A 15,133-nucleotide genomic window follows, 5' to 3' on the forward strand; every position below is an offset into this window, starting at 1 on the left:
GCATTAGCAATAAAGGGGTGTCCGGTGCCTGGAATTGACTACTACGAAGCAGCCGCACCGCCGGCTTTACCCATGCGTTGACGAATGGTGACGGTCTGGGATTGTGTGACATCTCGTATTTCTCCGACCAACACTTCAATGACGTCTTCTAAGAACAGTACGCCGACGGTTGCACCGGAGCCGTCCTGCACACGCGCCATGTGGACACCAATCCGTTGCATCACGGTCAGTGCGTCGTCGATGTGTTTATCGACGGTGATGTTGACCATTGAACGCACGCGGTTGACCGGTATTGGTGCGGTATAACGATCACTTGGGATCGACATGAGGTCTTTAATGTGCAGGTAACCGATGATCGTGCCGTCACTGGCGTCCTCGACGACAAGCCGCGAGAGACCCGTTTTTCGGACTGCTTGGTCAAATCGCTCCGGGGTGTCACTTGATTGAATCGAGACGATGTCAGCGATCGGTACCATTACCTCTTCTGCCGGGACATCGGAAAAGCTCAGCGCACCAGAAATAATTCCGGTGTGGTCATCGACCAGCCCGGTGCGTTGTGATTCCTCAACAATCGATTGGACTTCTTCCAGCGTGTATGTGGAGGTGACTTCTTGTTGAGGCTCGACTTTGAACAATCGAAGAATGATATTCGCTGACCAGTTCAACAGGCGAATGATCGGTCGCAGCACTCGTTCCAAGAACACCAGCGGAGGCGCGAGCAACATCACGGCGCGGTCTGCCATACTGACCGCCGCATTCTTGGGAACCATCTCGCCGACCGTGACGTGCAGGAATGTGACCGCGAGCAGGGCGAGAATAAACGCGATCGTGCCGGCGAGGCCCGGATCGAGCCCAACCATTTCTAAGGGGACCCCCAGCAGATACGCAATTGCAGGTTCCGAGACGTTGAGGATCAACAGTGAACACACCGTGATGCCAAGCTGACAGATTGCCAAAATATCGGTGACGTGTTCCATGGCAAACAGGGCATGTTTGGCAAGTTTTGAGCCATCTTCGACGCGCGGTTCGATTTGGGAACGCCGTGCACCCATCACCGCAAATTCACCGGCCACGAAGAAGGCGTTACCCGCTAGCAGAACAATGAGCCATAAAAGACCCGGAATATGCTCGCTCATGCTTCCGCCTCCTGTCCTGGCACTGTCGTCTCAACTGCTTGGCTTTGTTCCGGAATGTATTTCACCCGTTCAATGCGATGGCCATCAACGCGCCGCACCTCCAACACGCCGTGCTTTAGAGACACGACATCTCCGATGTGAGCGACGCGGCCAAGTTCAGCCATGATGAAGCCACCAACGGTTTCATACGCTTCATCTTCATCAATCTTGAGGCCTTCTACCTGGGACATGATTTCGTCAGGGCGCAACACCGCGGGGAAAAACCAGCCGCCGTCTGCGCTTTGTAACACTCCCGGTGTAATCCGGTCATGCTCATCTGCGACCTCGCCGACAATTTCTTCCACGAGGTCTTCAAGCGTGACGATGCCGGCTGTCCCCCCGTATTCATCCACCACCAACGCCATTTGGAATGGTGCTTCACGGAGTTCTGTGATGAGGGTGTCGAGCGTGACGGACTCCGGAACACGAGCCATCTCACTGGTGATCGTGCCCGCCGTCAACGTACTGCGCTTTGACTTTGGTACGGCAATCGCTTTTTTGATGTGCAGTATCCCGTGAATGTCGTCAGCGTGGCGTTCGGTCACTGGAAAGCGAGAAAAACCGGTTCTGCGTGCAAACGACAAAACATTATCGAGCGTTTGATCTGCACCGATCTTTTCCATGTCCATGCGTGGCGTCATGACATCGGCCGCTGTGCGTGCCGAAAATTTCAGGGTGCGGTCCACGAACGTTGCCGTTTTGACATCGAGTGTGCCCATTTCTGCAGAGCGCCGTACCAGTGATGACAATTCCTCGGGAGTACGCGCTCCAGAGAGCTCCTCTTGAGCTGCTAACCCGAAGAGACTCAACACCCAGTTCGAGAAGTTGTTTAGGCCTGCAATGATGAATCGGAAGATCGTGGTAAATACTAGTTGGGGCCGTGCGAGGAGCCGAGCCACGGGCATAGCCTTGGCTAGCGACAGGTTTTTTGGCACCAATTCACCAATGAGCATCGACAAGCCGGTACCAATAATCATGGCGATCGTCAGCGATGTTGAGTACATCAGCGCTTCATTACCGTTGAACACTGCTTGCAACGGGACCACAAGCAATTGGCCCAGGGACGGCTCCAGGAAAAAGCCTGTCAGCAGGGCGGTCAGCGTAATGCCAAGTTGACAAGACGACAGTTGCGTGGACAGCGACTTGAGCGCCTTGAGTACCGGCTCTGCTCCTTTATCACCGTTGTCTACCATGCGTTGCACGGTCGGCACATCGAGGGAAATGAGCGAAAACTCGACGGCGACGAAGAACCCATTACCCAAAATCAACAACATACTGACTGCGAGCAGGAACCATTCCATTGCCATCTAGATCACCAGCCAGCAGGGGCTTAGCGGCTGGAGACCGTCGTATGCAGCGCGACTCGGAGGCTCCATTTCATTCGCCGGAGCGTGGCGATTCGTTCTGAGGTTCGTGCGTCGAGCACGTCTGTCATTGTCCATGATGAAGTTTATTATAGGGCCCTTGGCTACCACGAGGTAGCAACCGGGCGTCCTTCGTCATATCCGGCGGCCGATTGGATGCCAACGACTGCACGCTGATGAAATTCTTCGAGCGTTGTCGCACCCGCATAGGTCATCGATGAACGCACGCCAGCGGTAATGTCGTCTAGCAGGTCTTCAACCGATGGATTGGTCGGGTCAACGTACATTTTTGATCCTGAAACACCCTCTTCGAAAAAGGCCTTGCGTGCTTGATCAAACGCATCGTCTTGCCGTGTCCGAGCGGACACGGCTCGCGCGGAGGCCATCCCAAAGTTTTCCTTGTACTTGCGGCCATCACGATCTATAAACATGTCTCCCGGGGATTCAATGACCCCGGCGAACCAGGAACCGATCATGACCTGAGAAGCACCTGCGGCCAGTGCGAGTGCAACGTCGCGAGGATACTTGATACCACCATCAGCCCAGACATGTTTCCCGTGACTTGCCGCAGCTTGCGCACATTCGTGCACCGCAGAAAATTGTGGCCGTCCCACTGCGGTCATCATCCTGGTGGTACACATTGCCCCTGGGCCGACGCCGACTTTCAAGATATCCGCGCCGGCTTCGATGAGATCGTGTGCCCCATCGGCCGAGACCACGTTGCCTGCAACAATCGGGACGCGAAGTTCAGACAGGCTGCGTAGCGCTGTCAGCATTTTCTCTTGGTGACCATGCGCTGTATCAACGACCAGTACATCAACGCCACTGGCCACCAATGCCTCAGCATGTTCCGCAACATCGGCATTGACGCCCACGGCGGCCCCGACTCGTAGCCGATTCTTGTCGTCAGTGGCCGGGGTAAAGATCGTGGACCGCAACACGCCATTGAGTGTGAGCGCGCCTTTGAGACTGGTGCCCTCTACGACCGGGGCGAAGTTGACCTGAGCTTCATGCATTTTCATGTAGAGACTGCGCAGGGCTTTATCACGGGCGTCAGCAGGCAGTTCGTTGAGTTCGGATGCAGCAACTGTCAGTAATGGTTCGCGAAGCAGTGATTGGACCGAAGCAAATTGGTCGATCCCTTCGGTGTCGGCGATGTCCACAATGCCCAACAGCGACCGATTGTTATCAACCACGCACACAGCCGGATGGTTCCGCTTTTCGGCCAGGTGCCGCACATCGAGGACACGATCGTCGAGCCCCACGTATAACGGTGTCTCAAATAATGTGTCCCGCGATTTGATCCAATCAATGGACTCTTGCATAAGGTGCAGCGGGGTGTCCTGCGGAAAGATGCCAATCCCACCGCGGCGCGCGATCGTTTCCACCATGCGACGGCCGGTGACACCGTTCATATTCGAAGACACGATCGGGATCGTTGTGCCCGTACCATCCGTCGAGGATATATCAACATCCATACGGGAACTGATCTGAGAAAAAGACGGCACCAGAAAAACATCTGAGTACGTCAAATCTGTGGTGACAGGATTGAGAAAACGCATGGTTCTATCATGCCAGCTTTTGTCCACTGCAGCAGCAGTTGTCCCTCCATGAAACGCGAAGAGCGTATTTTGTGTCACAATTATCAGCGCACTATTTTGCGCGCAGCCGATCTCTACGCAATCGAATGTGTTTTGTGGCAATTTGCCAAACTTTATCATTATGATGGGTCCAGTTGCTGTTGATGGGAGCATTGAGTGATGCACGCTCGCTCAGGCTCAGTACCGGGACACCATCGACAGCCCCCGACGGCGAGTTTCGTCGTGCCCGGCGTTTCGAGCCTCGCCACGTGTATGCACAGAACACAAGAACTTACGGAAGAGGCCTTCACCGTGCCAGAACTTACGTCCGCCCAGCTCTCCGAGGAATTTCCCGGCAATGAATGGCTTGTTGCGGATATCTACGAAAAGTACAAGGCGGATAAGTCTTCTGTGGATGAGAAATGGGCCGAAATTTTCGCCCGCTTAGAAGCTGCTAATACCTCGGACACCCCTGAGAAAGCAGCCCCAGCCCAGACCGCCGCACCCGCTCAGTCCAAAAACTCACAGCCTGCCCAATCGGCAGCCGCCACACCCAAAAAATCGGCGAAGACTGAGTCGGCAACACCTGCGGCAGAATCCAAACAACCGCCAAAACCGAAAGTTCGTCGCGCAGCGGCAGCACCCGAGGCCATCACCTCTGAACCTTCCATTGCTGCACGTGAAGATCGCGCTCAAGTCGAGACCGAACAGGTAAAAGAAGATGAGTGGGTCCGGCTTCGCGGTATGCCCCAGGCGATCGCAGCCAACATGGACGCCTCCCTGTCCATGCCAACGGCAACTACGGTTCGCGATATGCCGGTCAAGGCACTCGTGGACAACCGCACCACAATCAACAACCATCTCAAGCGCACACGTGGTGGGCGTGTTTCCTTTACGCACCTGATCGGCTACGCCGTCATTCGTGCGCTCGTCAAGCACCCCGAGATGAACGCGATTTACCGCGAAGATGACGGTAAAAAGTACAAGATCAACCCGGCCCACATCAACTTCGGTTTAGCGATCGACGTGCCTGGCTCCAAGGGTGAACGCGCACTGGTGCAGCCATCCATCAAGGCCGTCGAGTCTATGAACTTCCGCGAATTCTGGGAAGCGTATGACGACCTCGTCGATCGTGCACTCAACAACAAACTTTCCATGGATGACCACTCGGGTACCACGGTGTCACTGACCAACCCGGGCGGTATCGGTACCGTGCACTCGGTACCACGCCTTTCTGAGGGACAAGCCGCCATCATTGGTGTTGGCGCGTTGACCTACTCCGCGGAATTCGAAGGCACATCCCAAAAGGTACTTTCTGATCTTGCGGTTTCCAAGACCATGACTGTTACCTCTACCTACGATCACCGTGTGATCCAAGGTGCCGGCTCCGGCGAGTTCTTACGCACCGTGCACAACCTGTTGTTGGGCGAAGATAATTTCTATGATGAGATCTTCGTCAATCTGCGTATTCCGACCGAGCCCATTCGTTGGGCACCAGATGTACAGGTCAATCCCGAAGACGAAGTTGGCAAAGCCGCTCGTATTCAGCAGCTTATCCATTCCTATCGCGTCCGTGGACACTTAATCGCAGATACTGATCCACTCGAATATCGCATGCGCACCCACCCGGATCTCGATTTAGATTCACACGGATTGACGCTGTGGGATCTCGATCGCGTCTGGCCAACCGGTGGCATCGGCGGCAAGTCGCACATGTTGCTGCGCGACCTATTGGGCGTGCTGCGTGACGCATACACCCGCAACTCGGGCTACGAGTACATGCACATTGATGAGCCTGAGCAGCGCGCCTGGTTCCAAGACAAGCTTGAGCACCCGTTCGAAAAACCCAATCGTGAAGAACAACTTCGCATCTTGGGCCGACTCAATGCTGCCGAAGCGTTCGAAACGTTCTTACAAACCAAGTTCGTTGGTCAGAAGCGATTCTCGCTGGAAGGCTCTGAATCGCTGATCGCGCTATTGGACGCCATCCTGTCTGGCGCAGCAGACGAAGGCCTCGATGAAGTCGCCATCGGCATGGCGCACCGCGGACGTCTCAACGTCTTGACCAACATTGCAGGCAAGACCTTCACTCAAGTATTCCGGGAATTCGTCGGTGACGCAGATTCCGACGTTGCCCAAGGTTCCGGTGACGTGAAATACCACCTGGGAACTGAAGGCACTTTCACGTCCTATAATCGCAACACCACCACCGTCTCTGTTGCCGCCAACCCATCACACCTCGAGGCCGTCAATCCGGTACTTGAGGGTATCGTTCGCGCCAAACAGGACCGTTACGACCACGGGGCTGATTCGCCGAAATCATACTCTGTCCTACCGATTCAGGTGCATGGTGACGCCTCGTTTGCAGGCCAGGGCGTGGTCTTTGAAACCATGCAGATGTCCCAGCTACGCGGCTACCGCACTGGTGGCACCGTGCATGTAGTCATCAACAACCAAGTTGGTTTCACCACCCCACCATCGCAATCACGCTCATCCACATATGCAACCGATGTGGCCCGCTCAATTCAGGCCCCAGTCTTCCATGTTAATGGCGATGACCCAGAAGCCGTGGTCCAGGCTGCCCAACTGGCCTACGAGTACCGTCAGCGCTTCCACCGCGATGTCGTCATCGATCTCATCACCTACCGCCGTCGCGGCCACAACGAAGGTGACGATCCATCAATGACCCAGCCTGGCATGTACAACCTGATCTCCAATAAGACCTCGACCCGTCGTCTCTACGTCGACTCGCTGGTCGGTCGTGGCGATATCACCCGAGAAGAAGCAGACCAGGCTGCCACCGACTATAAGAATCGACTGGAAGCCGCATTCGCTGAAATCGGGGAAGCCGAAACCTCACCGATCCCAATATTGGGTTCAGCCCACGGCATTGAGGATCCATCCCAAACGTATACGCCTGAATCAACAGCAATTTCCGATGAGATGCTGCGCCGTGTTGGTGAAGTCCACGCGGAAATCCCAGAAGACTTCAATGTCCATCCGAAACTGCTTGCACTGTTAGAGCGCCGCAACAAGATGGCCGTCGACGGGGGCATCGACTGGGGCTTTGCAGAGCTCGCAGCCTTCGGGTCTTTGATGATGGAAGGGGTGCCGGTCCGGTTATCCGGTCAAGATTCCCGTCGCGGAACTTTCGTCCAGCGTCATGCCGTGTTCTATGATCGAGAGACCAATGATGAGTGGACACCACTGGCTTCCCTGACAAATGACCAGTCGAAGTTCTGGATCTACAACTCGCTGTTGTCCGAATATGCCGCAGTCGGTTTCGAATACGGTTACTCCGTAGAACGCCCCGAAGCACTCGTGCTATGGGAAGCCCAATTCGGCGACTTCGTCAACGGTGCACAAACGGTCATCGACGAGTTCATCTCGTCATCCGCCCAGAAATGGAACCAGCACTCCTCCATCGTGCTGCTCTTGCCGCACGGGTACGAAGGCCAAGGACCAGACCACTCATCGGCACGCATCGAGCGGTTCTTGCAGTTGTCTGCAGAGGAAAACATGCGCGTGGTTCAACCCTCATACGGCGCAAACCACTTCCACTTGTTGCGCGAACACGCGTACTCGACACCACGTCGACCGCTCATCGTGTTCAGCCCTAAACAGCTGCTTCGCCTGCGCGCTGCGGCATCCCAGGTGGAAGACTTCACCCGCGGACGCTTCATGCCGGTTGTTCCAGACCACAGCGCAGCAGACTCAGCAAAGCAGGTTATCATGGTCTCCGGCCGCGTTTACTATGACATAGCCGACCGACGCAAGAAGCTTGAGATGGAATCTGAAGTCGCCATCATTCGTGTCGAACAGCTCTACCCGCTGCCAGTCGAAGAAATCAAGGCGCAACTGTCCAAGTATCCAAATGCTACGGTTTCATGGGTTCAAGACGAACCAGAAAACCAAGGACCTTGGCCATTCATGCTGCAGAACCTGTTGCCCCAGCTGGAACGCGATGTCCAACTCATCAGCCGCCCCGCGGCTGCCTCACCGTCGGCGGGCAATAAGCCACGCCACGACGACGAGCAAGAAACACTGCTACAGGACATCTTCGGCGCCTAGACCGCCCACAACGTGAAACATCGCCCGTTGCGGTCCAGCTTTTTTGGGCCGCAACAGGCGTTTAACCACAGTTTTCACCGCGAGAAGGCTACAGTGGAGACAAAAGAACGCTAGTTGAAAGAGGCAAACTTCGTGCACACTCGAAACATCCGGTTGTTCTCCATCGGAGCCCAAACACTCACCGGAGTTGGCGACGCACGCGGCTTAGGTTGGTTGGGGCGCGTTTTAGCAAAAACCGAAATCCCAGACCTACAAATAGAGTCCTATCCGTTAGTGTTCCCCAACGAGACCACAGAGGAAATGTCCGACCGCTGGGAGCACGAAGTCCTGCCCCGCCTCGCCACCGAAGATATTGAAAACCGTATGATCATTGCGGTCCCCCACGACCCAGTCGCCATGGCCGGCTCATCAGCACGTGCAAGACTGCACCTGGCAAATATCCTCGACCGAGCCAAGCAACACAACATCGCAACATTCGTCGTCGGCCCCACACCGACACAAGACCACGAGACGAACCGCCACCTCGCCCAACTCAATGAGGCCTACCAAGGGGTCGCGGAACGACGCGACGTACTCTACGTCGATGCATTTACAGATCTTGTGAACCACCAAAACTTCAACGAGGACCTCATGGTCAACGAAGGCCTGCCCGGGCAAGCAGCCTACGGACTCATTGCCTGGCTCGTGCTCAATCGCGGATGGTTCGACTGGCTTGGAATCGTTGACCCGAACATTAATGGCTAAGCCAGAATGATAATATAGCTTGGAACCCCACGACGGAAAGGAGCATCACGATGAGTCAACGTGGTCGTAAACGTAAGGATCGTCGCAAGACACGCGCAAACTCGGGTAAGCGCCCGAACTCGTAGTGCCGAGTCGATCAACACGATACAAGTAGGGCTGAACCAGATGGTTCAGCCCTACTTGTATCGTGACGCCTCAGCGTCTAGCTGGTCTTCAAAGCCTCAATTCGGTGAAGAATTCTATCTTTGAGAGACTCTGGAGCTTTTTCATCGCACGAACGACGCACGACGTCGCGAATAATAATCTCTAGATCATGCTCCGACTGGCACGGTGTGCAGTTTTCAATATGAGCTCGGACCTCAGTAAAATCCTGCTGCTCCAGCGCCCCATCTAAATACTTATAAATACTATCCATACGGGATTCGGTGCAACCACCGTTTTGAGCGCAATCGTCGGACTCGGTCCCAACGTCTTGAGTTTCGTGTGTCATTTTTGGTCCTCCTCCGATGCCTTGGCGTGTTGTTTCTTCTGCAATTCGATTGCGCCTTGAATACCGCGGTCCGCAGCGTAATCGGTCAGTAGCTCCCGCAAACTGCGCCGCCCGCGGTGTAACCGAGACATGACTGTACCAATCGGCACGTCTAAAATGTCGGCAATCTCTTTATATGCAAAGCCTTCGACATCAGCTAAATACACCGGTATGCGAAAATCCTCAGAAATCTTAGCGAGCGCGTTCTTCACGTCACTATCCGCCAAATAATCCAACGCCTCGGTCTCGGCAGAGCGAAGACCAGTGGCAGAATGTTCCGCAGCTCGAGCCATCTGCCAATCTTCCACACCATCACCGTCAGCCTCTTGAGGACGACGCTGACGCTTGCGATAGATATTGATGTACGTATTGGTCAAAATACGAAACAGCCAAGCCCGTAGGTTTGTTCCAGGTTTGTACTGGTGAAACGAAGAGTAGGCCCGAGCAAAAGCTTCTTGGACCAAATCTTCGGCATCCTCGGGATTACGCGTCATACGCAAGGCACCCGAGTACAGCTGATCCAGGTACTGCATCGCATCCTGTTCGAAACGGGCACGACGCTGATTATCTGTCTCAGCCTTTGGATCGATACGAGATCCGTCATCGGCGGCGGGAATATCAGAAGGCAAATGAGTCATCCCGGCCCAGTCTAATCTCAAATCTGTCACATGAGATGTTTCTATCGGCGCATTGATCGTCAGCACTGGTATAACAACACCCTCCCATTATGCGACCACATACATTCTTCTAGCAGGTACAGCCGGAAGAGTGAGAGAATTATTCCCCTCGATACAGGCCCATCGACAACGCTGAGGGCGATAACAAGGTATCTTGGAAGGTGTCACACACAACGCTAAATACGATTGAAAGAGGTATCTGTTGGTCACAATGACTCCTGCCCCCGGTGAAGAGTGGGCTGCCCCCTTTGCCAGCGCACCGGTTTCTGCCACCGTGGCGTTACCTGGCTCCAAGTCATTGACGAACCGGCACCTCGTGTTAGCTGCCCTGTCGGAAACACCCTCACGGCTCACAGGCGTGCTGGTGTCGCGGGATACTGATTTAATGGTTGCTGCCCTGACCGCACTGGGCGCATCATTTACCCGGGTCAATGATGATCCGACCGTTCTGGACATTACCCCGATCAAACACGCCGACACGACCGGCAACATCACCGTGGACTCGGGCCTAGCAGGCACTGTCATGCGCTTCATTCCCGGCGTTGCCGCAAGTACCCATGCAACCGTCCTGGTTGATGGCGATGAACAGTCCTATGCTCGGCCTATGGGGCCGGTGATCGATGGGTTGATCCAAGCCGGTGTGAAGATCACAGCAGAGCAGCAGTCTAAGGTGACGCATCTGCCCCTGACAGTGCACGGTGCCGGTGCACCCGTTGGAGGCACCGTATCCATTGACGCAGGAGGATCCTCTCAGTTCATTTCGGCACTGCTGTTGATCGGTGCCACCTGCACTGATGGCCTAGATATTCGTCACACGGGCAAACACACCCCGAGCCCGGAACATATTGCCATGACGATCGCATTGCTGGCAGAAGCTGGTGTCTCGGTCACCACGCCTGAACCCGATCGTTGGGTTGTTCCCCCGGGCGCCATCACGGCCGGTGACAGTGCTGTGGAGCCAGATTTATCAAACGCCGGCCCTTATCTTGCCGCTGCCGTCGTGACAGGTGGCCGTGTCACGGTCCCGTATTGGCCGATGGAAACCACACAAATTGGCGACCGATGGCGCACCCTTCTGGCGCGGTTCGGCGCTGAAGTCACGTTCGAACCTGTGTCAGGTACAAATTACGGCGACCTCACGGTCACCGGGGCCCTGACTGCGGCAGGCCAGCCGGTCATTACCGGTGGTGGCGAAATCAGCGACCTTGCTGAACTCGCACCCACCACGGCCGCTATCGCTATGCTCGCCGAGGGTCCAACTCGACTCACCAACATCGGGCACCTTCGGGGGCACGAAACAGACCGCCTCAGTGCACTCACGACCGAAGCCAAAAAGCTTGGCGCCACCGTCGAGGAAGGCGACGACTATCTTGCGTTTGCCGGCAGTTATCAACTCCAGCCAGCGGTCATTGACTCATATGCCGACCACCGCATGGCTACCTACGGTGCAATCATCGGCCTGCGTGTCAACAACACCAGCATTGCTGACGTGGCCACCACGGCGAAAACCATGCCTGATTTTCCACTCGCGTGGACACAACTAGTCTCCGGGAAACGGCAGATCCGCGCATGAGCCGTTTCAGTATCGATTACTCTCGCTATGACGAAAGTTCGGCACCAAAACGTCCCTCAAAACGTGGCTCACGACCGCGGACCAAAGAACGTCCGGCACATGAAGACGCCGTCACCGGTCGTATCACCACCGTAGACCGCGGTCGTTACACGGTGTACATGGCGCCAGTTCGGAAAACGAAACAGCAATCGGGCCAGAAGGCACGCTACCTCACAGCCATGCGAGCCCGAGAAATGCGCAACACCGCCATCGTCACCGGCGACCTCGTCGATCTTGTCGGTGACACCTCCGGTGAACAAGGCAGCCTGGCTCGCATTGTCCGCTTGGGTGAACGAGAAACCGTCCTACGACGTTCTGCCGACGATACTGACGCATACGAGCGGATAGTGGTGGCCAATGCTGACACACTGGTGATTGTTGTGGCCGCTGCGAATCCAGAGCCGCGCACCGGATTCATTGATCGCGCCATGGTGGCCGCGTTCGATGCTGGCATCACCCCGGTCTTGTGCATCACGAAATCTGATCTCGCGGACCCTGGGACACTGCTCGAGCACTATGCACACCTGGACTTAGAAATTTTTACCATCGGCCCCTCCAATGCCGAAGACGAAGATACCAGCGCCTCCCCGATCTTGCATCCAGCCGATCTGGACGCGCTCGAGAACCGTCTACACGGCCGTATTACCGCGCTGATCGGCCCCTCGGGGGTAGGAAAATCTACCCTGCTCAATGCCCTGACCGGTGCTCATCGCGCCGTCGGACATGTGAACACTGTGACAGGTCGCGGTCGACATACATCATCGTCAACGCTGGCGATCCCGTTGAATCAGGCAGGGACGTCGATGTTGATCGACACTCCCGGGATCCGTTCGTTTGGCATGGGCTTTGTGGATCCAGATACTGTGGTCGCAGCGTTCGAGGAACTCGGCCCCGCCATCACACAGTGTCCTCGCAGTTGTACCCACACACAGGACTCCCCCGGTTGTGCCCTCGATGGATGGGTGGCCTCCGGTCACGCCGGAGACTCCGGCCCCCAACGGCTCGCGTCCTTGCGACGGCTGTTAGCAAACCGGATAGAAACCGACGACTTTGACTAAACCCCAATAGGAAGGCACACCACTATGCAGCTCTCCACACCCCGTCAGGGGTACCGTGAAGATCTCAACCTGGCGCTGGTGATCGCGGATGCCGTTGACGCACTGACCATGTCACGCTTTCAGGCTGTCGATCTCGAAGTTTCCACCAAACCGGATATGAGCCCGGTTTCGGATGCTGACCGCGCTGCCGAACAGCTGATTCGTCAGCAGCTTCGGCGTGCTCGTCCACGGGATGCCGTCACCGGAGAAGAGTTCGGCACCGACGGTGCATCAAAACGTCGTTGGATTATCGATCCCATTGATGGAACCAAGAACTTTGTGCGCGGCGTGCCTGTCTGGGCCACACTGATCGCCTTAGTTGATAACGACCGCCCCGTCGTGGGTGTCGTATCAGCTCCTGCCCTGTCGCGCCGTTGGTGGGCCTACGAGGATGGCGGTGCCTACACCGGTAAATCACTATCCAATGCTTCACGCATCCACGCTTCCGATGTCACGGAACTCTCCGACGCGTCGCTGTCCTTTTCATCCATCGAAGGATGGCGACAACGCGGCAACATCAGCGAGTTCCTTCAGCTGACCTCAGATGTATGGCGCGTCCGTGCATTCGGTGACTTTTGGTCGTACATGTTGGTGGCAGAAGGTGCCGTGGATATCGCCTGTGAACCAGAGCTGGAACTCTACGACATGGCAGCCCTGGTGCCCATCGTGACCGAAGCCGGCGGAACGTTTACCTCGCTCGACGGTGAACCAGGGCCTTGGGGCGGGCACGGGTTAGCAACCAATCGTCATCTCCACGACGATGTCTTGGAACGTCTCAATCCTGAACTTCGTGGCCAATCGCGTGCCTAAACCGCGCCCTGCAACACTGGCTGCCGTAGCGGTCGGTGGTGCACTCGGTGCTGTGGCCAGGGTGTTCCTCCCCTGGCCCACCTGGTTGGATGCTTCGCTCACCGCGCTCGATCCGTTACCCATCGTATTCATCAACGTCATCGGCGCGGCACTGCTCGGTCTCGTCACGGGCTATACCGGGCAACGGCAGGTGCCTGAACCGTGGGCCAAAGGCATCACCACCGGTTTCTTGGGTGCTTTCACAACGATGTCCGCGCTCGCCGTCGCCTTCATCGGCCTCACTGCAGGCCAGGCTGTCTTCACGGCCGGTTCCATAAGCCAGGGAGTATTCGTGGCCTTGGTCATCCTGGTGGGACTTGTTGCCTTCCTATATGCTACGACGATGATCACCCTCGGTACCATCAAACTTGGTAGGCACCTCGCCAAGGACAAACCATGATGATCTTCGTGATCGCGGCGATGCTGGGAGCTGTCGTGCGGTATCTCGCCGACTATTACCTTCCCCACCACGGCATTTTAATCGTAAACATGATTGGCTCATGTATTGCAGGCATCGCGGTCAGCCTGGCACTGCTATTGGAACTGAACGAAGTGGTCATGCAAGCGATCATTGGCGGTTTTGCTGGTTCCCTCACCACGTTTTCAACCGTGGCTGTTCAGGCTGCCGAACAGCGTCTTGATAAAACCGCTAGCGCAGCGAAAATTTGGGTGCTGCACACTGGCTTGTCGGTTGTTGCCGGCCTCACAGGTGCATGCCTGACACTACTGTTCCTGCATTAATTTACGCCCGCACCTACCCAAGCCCTGCGTCAAAATGTAGTATAGGTGCTACATTCTGACGAATAGAGTGGCTATTGGTTGTATGGCCCAGCACTACGTACCCGACCAGGTGATTTCTACACGTGGACTGCAGATACGCTATGGCACCAAGCAGGTCTTGGACGGCATTGACCTCACGATTAACGCCCATGAAGTCGTCGCGGTCCTCGGTCCGAAATGGGGCCGGCACGAGCACAATCGTTGAAATTTTTGAAGGCTTCCGGGCCCGTTCCGGCGGCGAGGTCACGGTCTTGGGCGCAGACCCGGCCACTGCTGACGAGTCGTGGCGGTCCTAAGTTGGTGTGGTTTTGCAGAATTCAAATGATCACGGCAAATGGCGTCCACAACAAATTTTGAGTCACATGGCCGACTACTATCGTCCATACGTCGACCCATGGCCCACCGAAGAATTACTCGCGCTTGTCGGTCTCACCGAACAAGCAAACCAAAAAATTAACACCCTTTCGGGCGGACAACGCCGCAGGCTCGATGTTGCACTCGACGTCCTTGGACGCCCACCACTGTTGTTTCTGGATGAGCCTACGACCGGTTTCGATCCCAAGGCGCGTCGGGAGTTCCACGAACTGGTACATCGACTCAGCGATCTCGAAGATACTACCATCGTATTGACCACGCACGACCTAGCATAGGCAGA

General features: G+C 55.9%; 15 protein-coding genes. 10 read left to right on the top strand and 5 right to left on the bottom strand.

Annotated features, from left to right (window positions below):
- Positions 1-41: 41 nt before the first annotated feature.
- From ACYVJT_RS04190 to guaB1, 3 genes are all read right to left on the bottom strand, one after another.
- On the bottom strand, positions 42-1,136 hold the full coding sequence (locus ACYVJT_RS04190) for a hemolysin family protein (RefSeq protein ID WP_343956325.1): 1,095 nt from the start codon (positions 1,134-1,136) through the stop codon (positions 42-44).
- Positions 1,133-2,476, bottom strand: coding sequence for a hemolysin family protein (locus ACYVJT_RS04195; RefSeq protein WP_343956374.1), 1,344 nt, complete (start codon positions 2,474-2,476; stop codon positions 1,133-1,135). The genes ACYVJT_RS04190 and ACYVJT_RS04195 overlap by 4 nt, the downstream gene beginning before the upstream one ends.
- 167 nt (positions 2,477-2,643) lie before the next feature.
- Positions 2,644-4,101, bottom strand: a complete 1,458-nt coding sequence (gene guaB1, locus ACYVJT_RS04200) for a GMP reductase (RefSeq protein WP_343956326.1) — start codon at positions 4,099-4,101, stop codon at positions 2,644-2,646.
- A 330-nt stretch (positions 4,102-4,431) separates the two neighbouring features.
- On the opposite strand from guaB1, the gene ACYVJT_RS04205 reads away from it, so the two are divergent.
- From ACYVJT_RS04205 to ACYVJT_RS04215, 3 genes are all read left to right on the top strand, one after another.
- Positions 4,432-8,190, top strand: a complete 3,759-nt coding sequence (locus ACYVJT_RS04205; RefSeq protein WP_425579849.1) for a multifunctional oxoglutarate decarboxylase/oxoglutarate dehydrogenase thiamine pyrophosphate-binding subunit/dihydrolipoyllysine-residue succinyltransferase subunit — start codon at positions 4,432-4,434, stop codon at positions 8,188-8,190.
- A 132-nt stretch (positions 8,191-8,322) separates the two neighbouring features.
- Positions 8,323-8,934, top strand: a complete 612-nt coding sequence (locus ACYVJT_RS04210; RefSeq protein WP_343956328.1) for a GDSL-type esterase/lipase family protein — start codon at positions 8,323-8,325, stop codon at positions 8,932-8,934.
- A gap of 50 nt (positions 8,935-8,984) precedes the next feature.
- Positions 8,985-9,059 (top strand): 50S ribosomal protein bL37, encoded by a 75-nt coding sequence (locus tag ACYVJT_RS04215; protein WP_425579850.1) that lies wholly within the window; start codon positions 8,985-8,987, stop codon positions 9,057-9,059.
- Between the two features lie 77 nt (positions 9,060-9,136).
- Here the strand turns inward: ACYVJT_RS04215 and rsrA are convergent, their stop codons facing one another.
- Positions 9,137-9,424, bottom strand: a complete 288-nt coding sequence (rsrA, locus tag ACYVJT_RS04220; RefSeq protein ID WP_343956329.1) for a mycothiol system anti-sigma-R factor — start codon at positions 9,422-9,424, stop codon at positions 9,137-9,139.
- Positions 9,421-10,101 carry a sigma-70 family RNA polymerase sigma factor gene (locus tag ACYVJT_RS04225; RefSeq protein ID WP_343956330.1) on the bottom strand — a complete coding sequence of 227 codons (681 nt, stop codon included), beginning with the start codon at positions 10,099-10,101 and terminating at the stop codon, positions 9,421-9,423. Before ACYVJT_RS04225 ends, rsrA begins: the two co-directional genes overlap by 4 nt.
- A 250-nt stretch (positions 10,102-10,351) precedes the next feature.
- On the opposite strand from ACYVJT_RS04225, the gene aroA reads away from it, so the two are divergent.
- The 7 genes from aroA to ACYVJT_RS04260 all read left to right on the top strand — a co-directional run bounded on the left by aroA (position 10,352) and on the right by ACYVJT_RS04260 (position 15,128).
- Entirely contained in the window at positions 10,352-11,713 is a 1,362-nt protein-coding gene (aroA, locus tag ACYVJT_RS04230) for a 3-phosphoshikimate 1-carboxyvinyltransferase (RefSeq protein WP_343956331.1), read from the top strand.
- Positions 11,710-12,810, top strand: coding sequence for a ribosome small subunit-dependent GTPase A (gene rsgA / locus ACYVJT_RS04235; RefSeq protein ID WP_343956332.1), 1,101 nt, complete (start codon positions 11,710-11,712; stop codon positions 12,808-12,810). Before aroA ends, rsgA begins: the two co-directional genes overlap by 4 nt.
- A gap of 24 nt (positions 12,811-12,834) precedes the next feature.
- Entirely contained in the window at positions 12,835-13,659 is an 825-nt protein-coding gene (hisN, locus tag ACYVJT_RS04240) for a histidinol-phosphatase (protein ID WP_343956333.1), read from the top strand.
- Positions 13,640-14,098: a fluoride efflux transporter FluC gene (locus ACYVJT_RS04245; protein WP_343956334.1), complete on the top strand. Its 459-nt coding sequence runs from the start codon at positions 13,640-13,642 to the stop codon at positions 14,096-14,098. Before hisN ends, ACYVJT_RS04245 begins: the two co-directional genes overlap by 20 nt.
- Positions 14,095-14,439 carry a FluC/FEX family fluoride channel gene (locus ACYVJT_RS04250; RefSeq protein ID WP_343956335.1) on the top strand — a complete coding sequence of 115 codons (345 nt, stop codon included), beginning with the start codon at positions 14,095-14,097 and terminating at the stop codon, positions 14,437-14,439. The genes ACYVJT_RS04245 and ACYVJT_RS04250 overlap by 4 nt, the downstream gene beginning before the upstream one ends.
- 188 nt (positions 14,440-14,627) lie before the next feature.
- Positions 14,628-14,774 (top strand): P-loop NTPase family protein, encoded by a 147-nt coding sequence (locus ACYVJT_RS04255; RefSeq protein WP_343956336.1) that lies wholly within the window; start codon positions 14,628-14,630, stop codon positions 14,772-14,774.
- Positions 14,775-14,786: 12 nt separating this feature from the next.
- Positions 14,787-15,128 (top strand): AAA family ATPase, encoded by a 342-nt coding sequence (locus ACYVJT_RS04260; protein WP_343956337.1) that lies wholly within the window; start codon positions 14,787-14,789, stop codon positions 15,126-15,128.
- Positions 15,129-15,133 lie beyond the last annotated feature (5 nt).

Source organism: Yaniella soli (genome assembly GCF_054782375.1).

Excerpts from the sequence above, each read along its gene's own strand:
- aroA (WP_343956331.1), top strand. The coding sequence starts at position 10,352 with ATGACTCCTGCCCCCGGTGAAGAGTGGGCTGCCCCCTTTGCCAGCGCA.
- guaB1 (WP_343956326.1), bottom strand. The coding sequence starts at position 4,101 with ATGCGTTTTCTCAATCCTGTCACCACAGATTTGACGTACTCAGATGTT.
- ACYVJT_RS04190 (WP_343956325.1), bottom strand. The coding sequence starts at position 1,136 with ATGAGCGAGCATATTCCGGGTCTTTTATGGCTCATTGTTCTGCTAGCG.
- ACYVJT_RS04195 (WP_343956374.1), bottom strand. The coding sequence starts at position 2,476 with ATGGAATGGTTCCTGCTCGCAGTCAGTATGTTGTTGATTTTGGGTAAT.
- ACYVJT_RS04250 (WP_343956335.1), top strand. The coding sequence starts at position 14,095 with ATGATGATCTTCGTGATCGCGGCGATGCTGGGAGCTGTCGTGCGGTAT.
- ACYVJT_RS04225 (WP_343956330.1), bottom strand. The coding sequence starts at position 10,101 with ATGACTCATTTGCCTTCTGATATTCCCGCCGCCGATGACGGATCTCGT.
- rsgA (WP_343956332.1), top strand. The coding sequence starts at position 11,710 with ATGAGCCGTTTCAGTATCGATTACTCTCGCTATGACGAAAGTTCGGCA.
- hisN (WP_343956333.1), top strand. The coding sequence starts at position 12,835 with ATGCAGCTCTCCACACCCCGTCAGGGGTACCGTGAAGATCTCAACCTG.
- ACYVJT_RS04255 (WP_343956336.1), top strand. The coding sequence starts at position 14,628 with ATGAAGTCGTCGCGGTCCTCGGTCCGAAATGGGGCCGGCACGAGCACA.
- rsrA (WP_343956329.1), bottom strand. The coding sequence starts at position 9,424 with ATGACACACGAAACTCAAGACGTTGGGACCGAGTCCGACGATTGCGCT.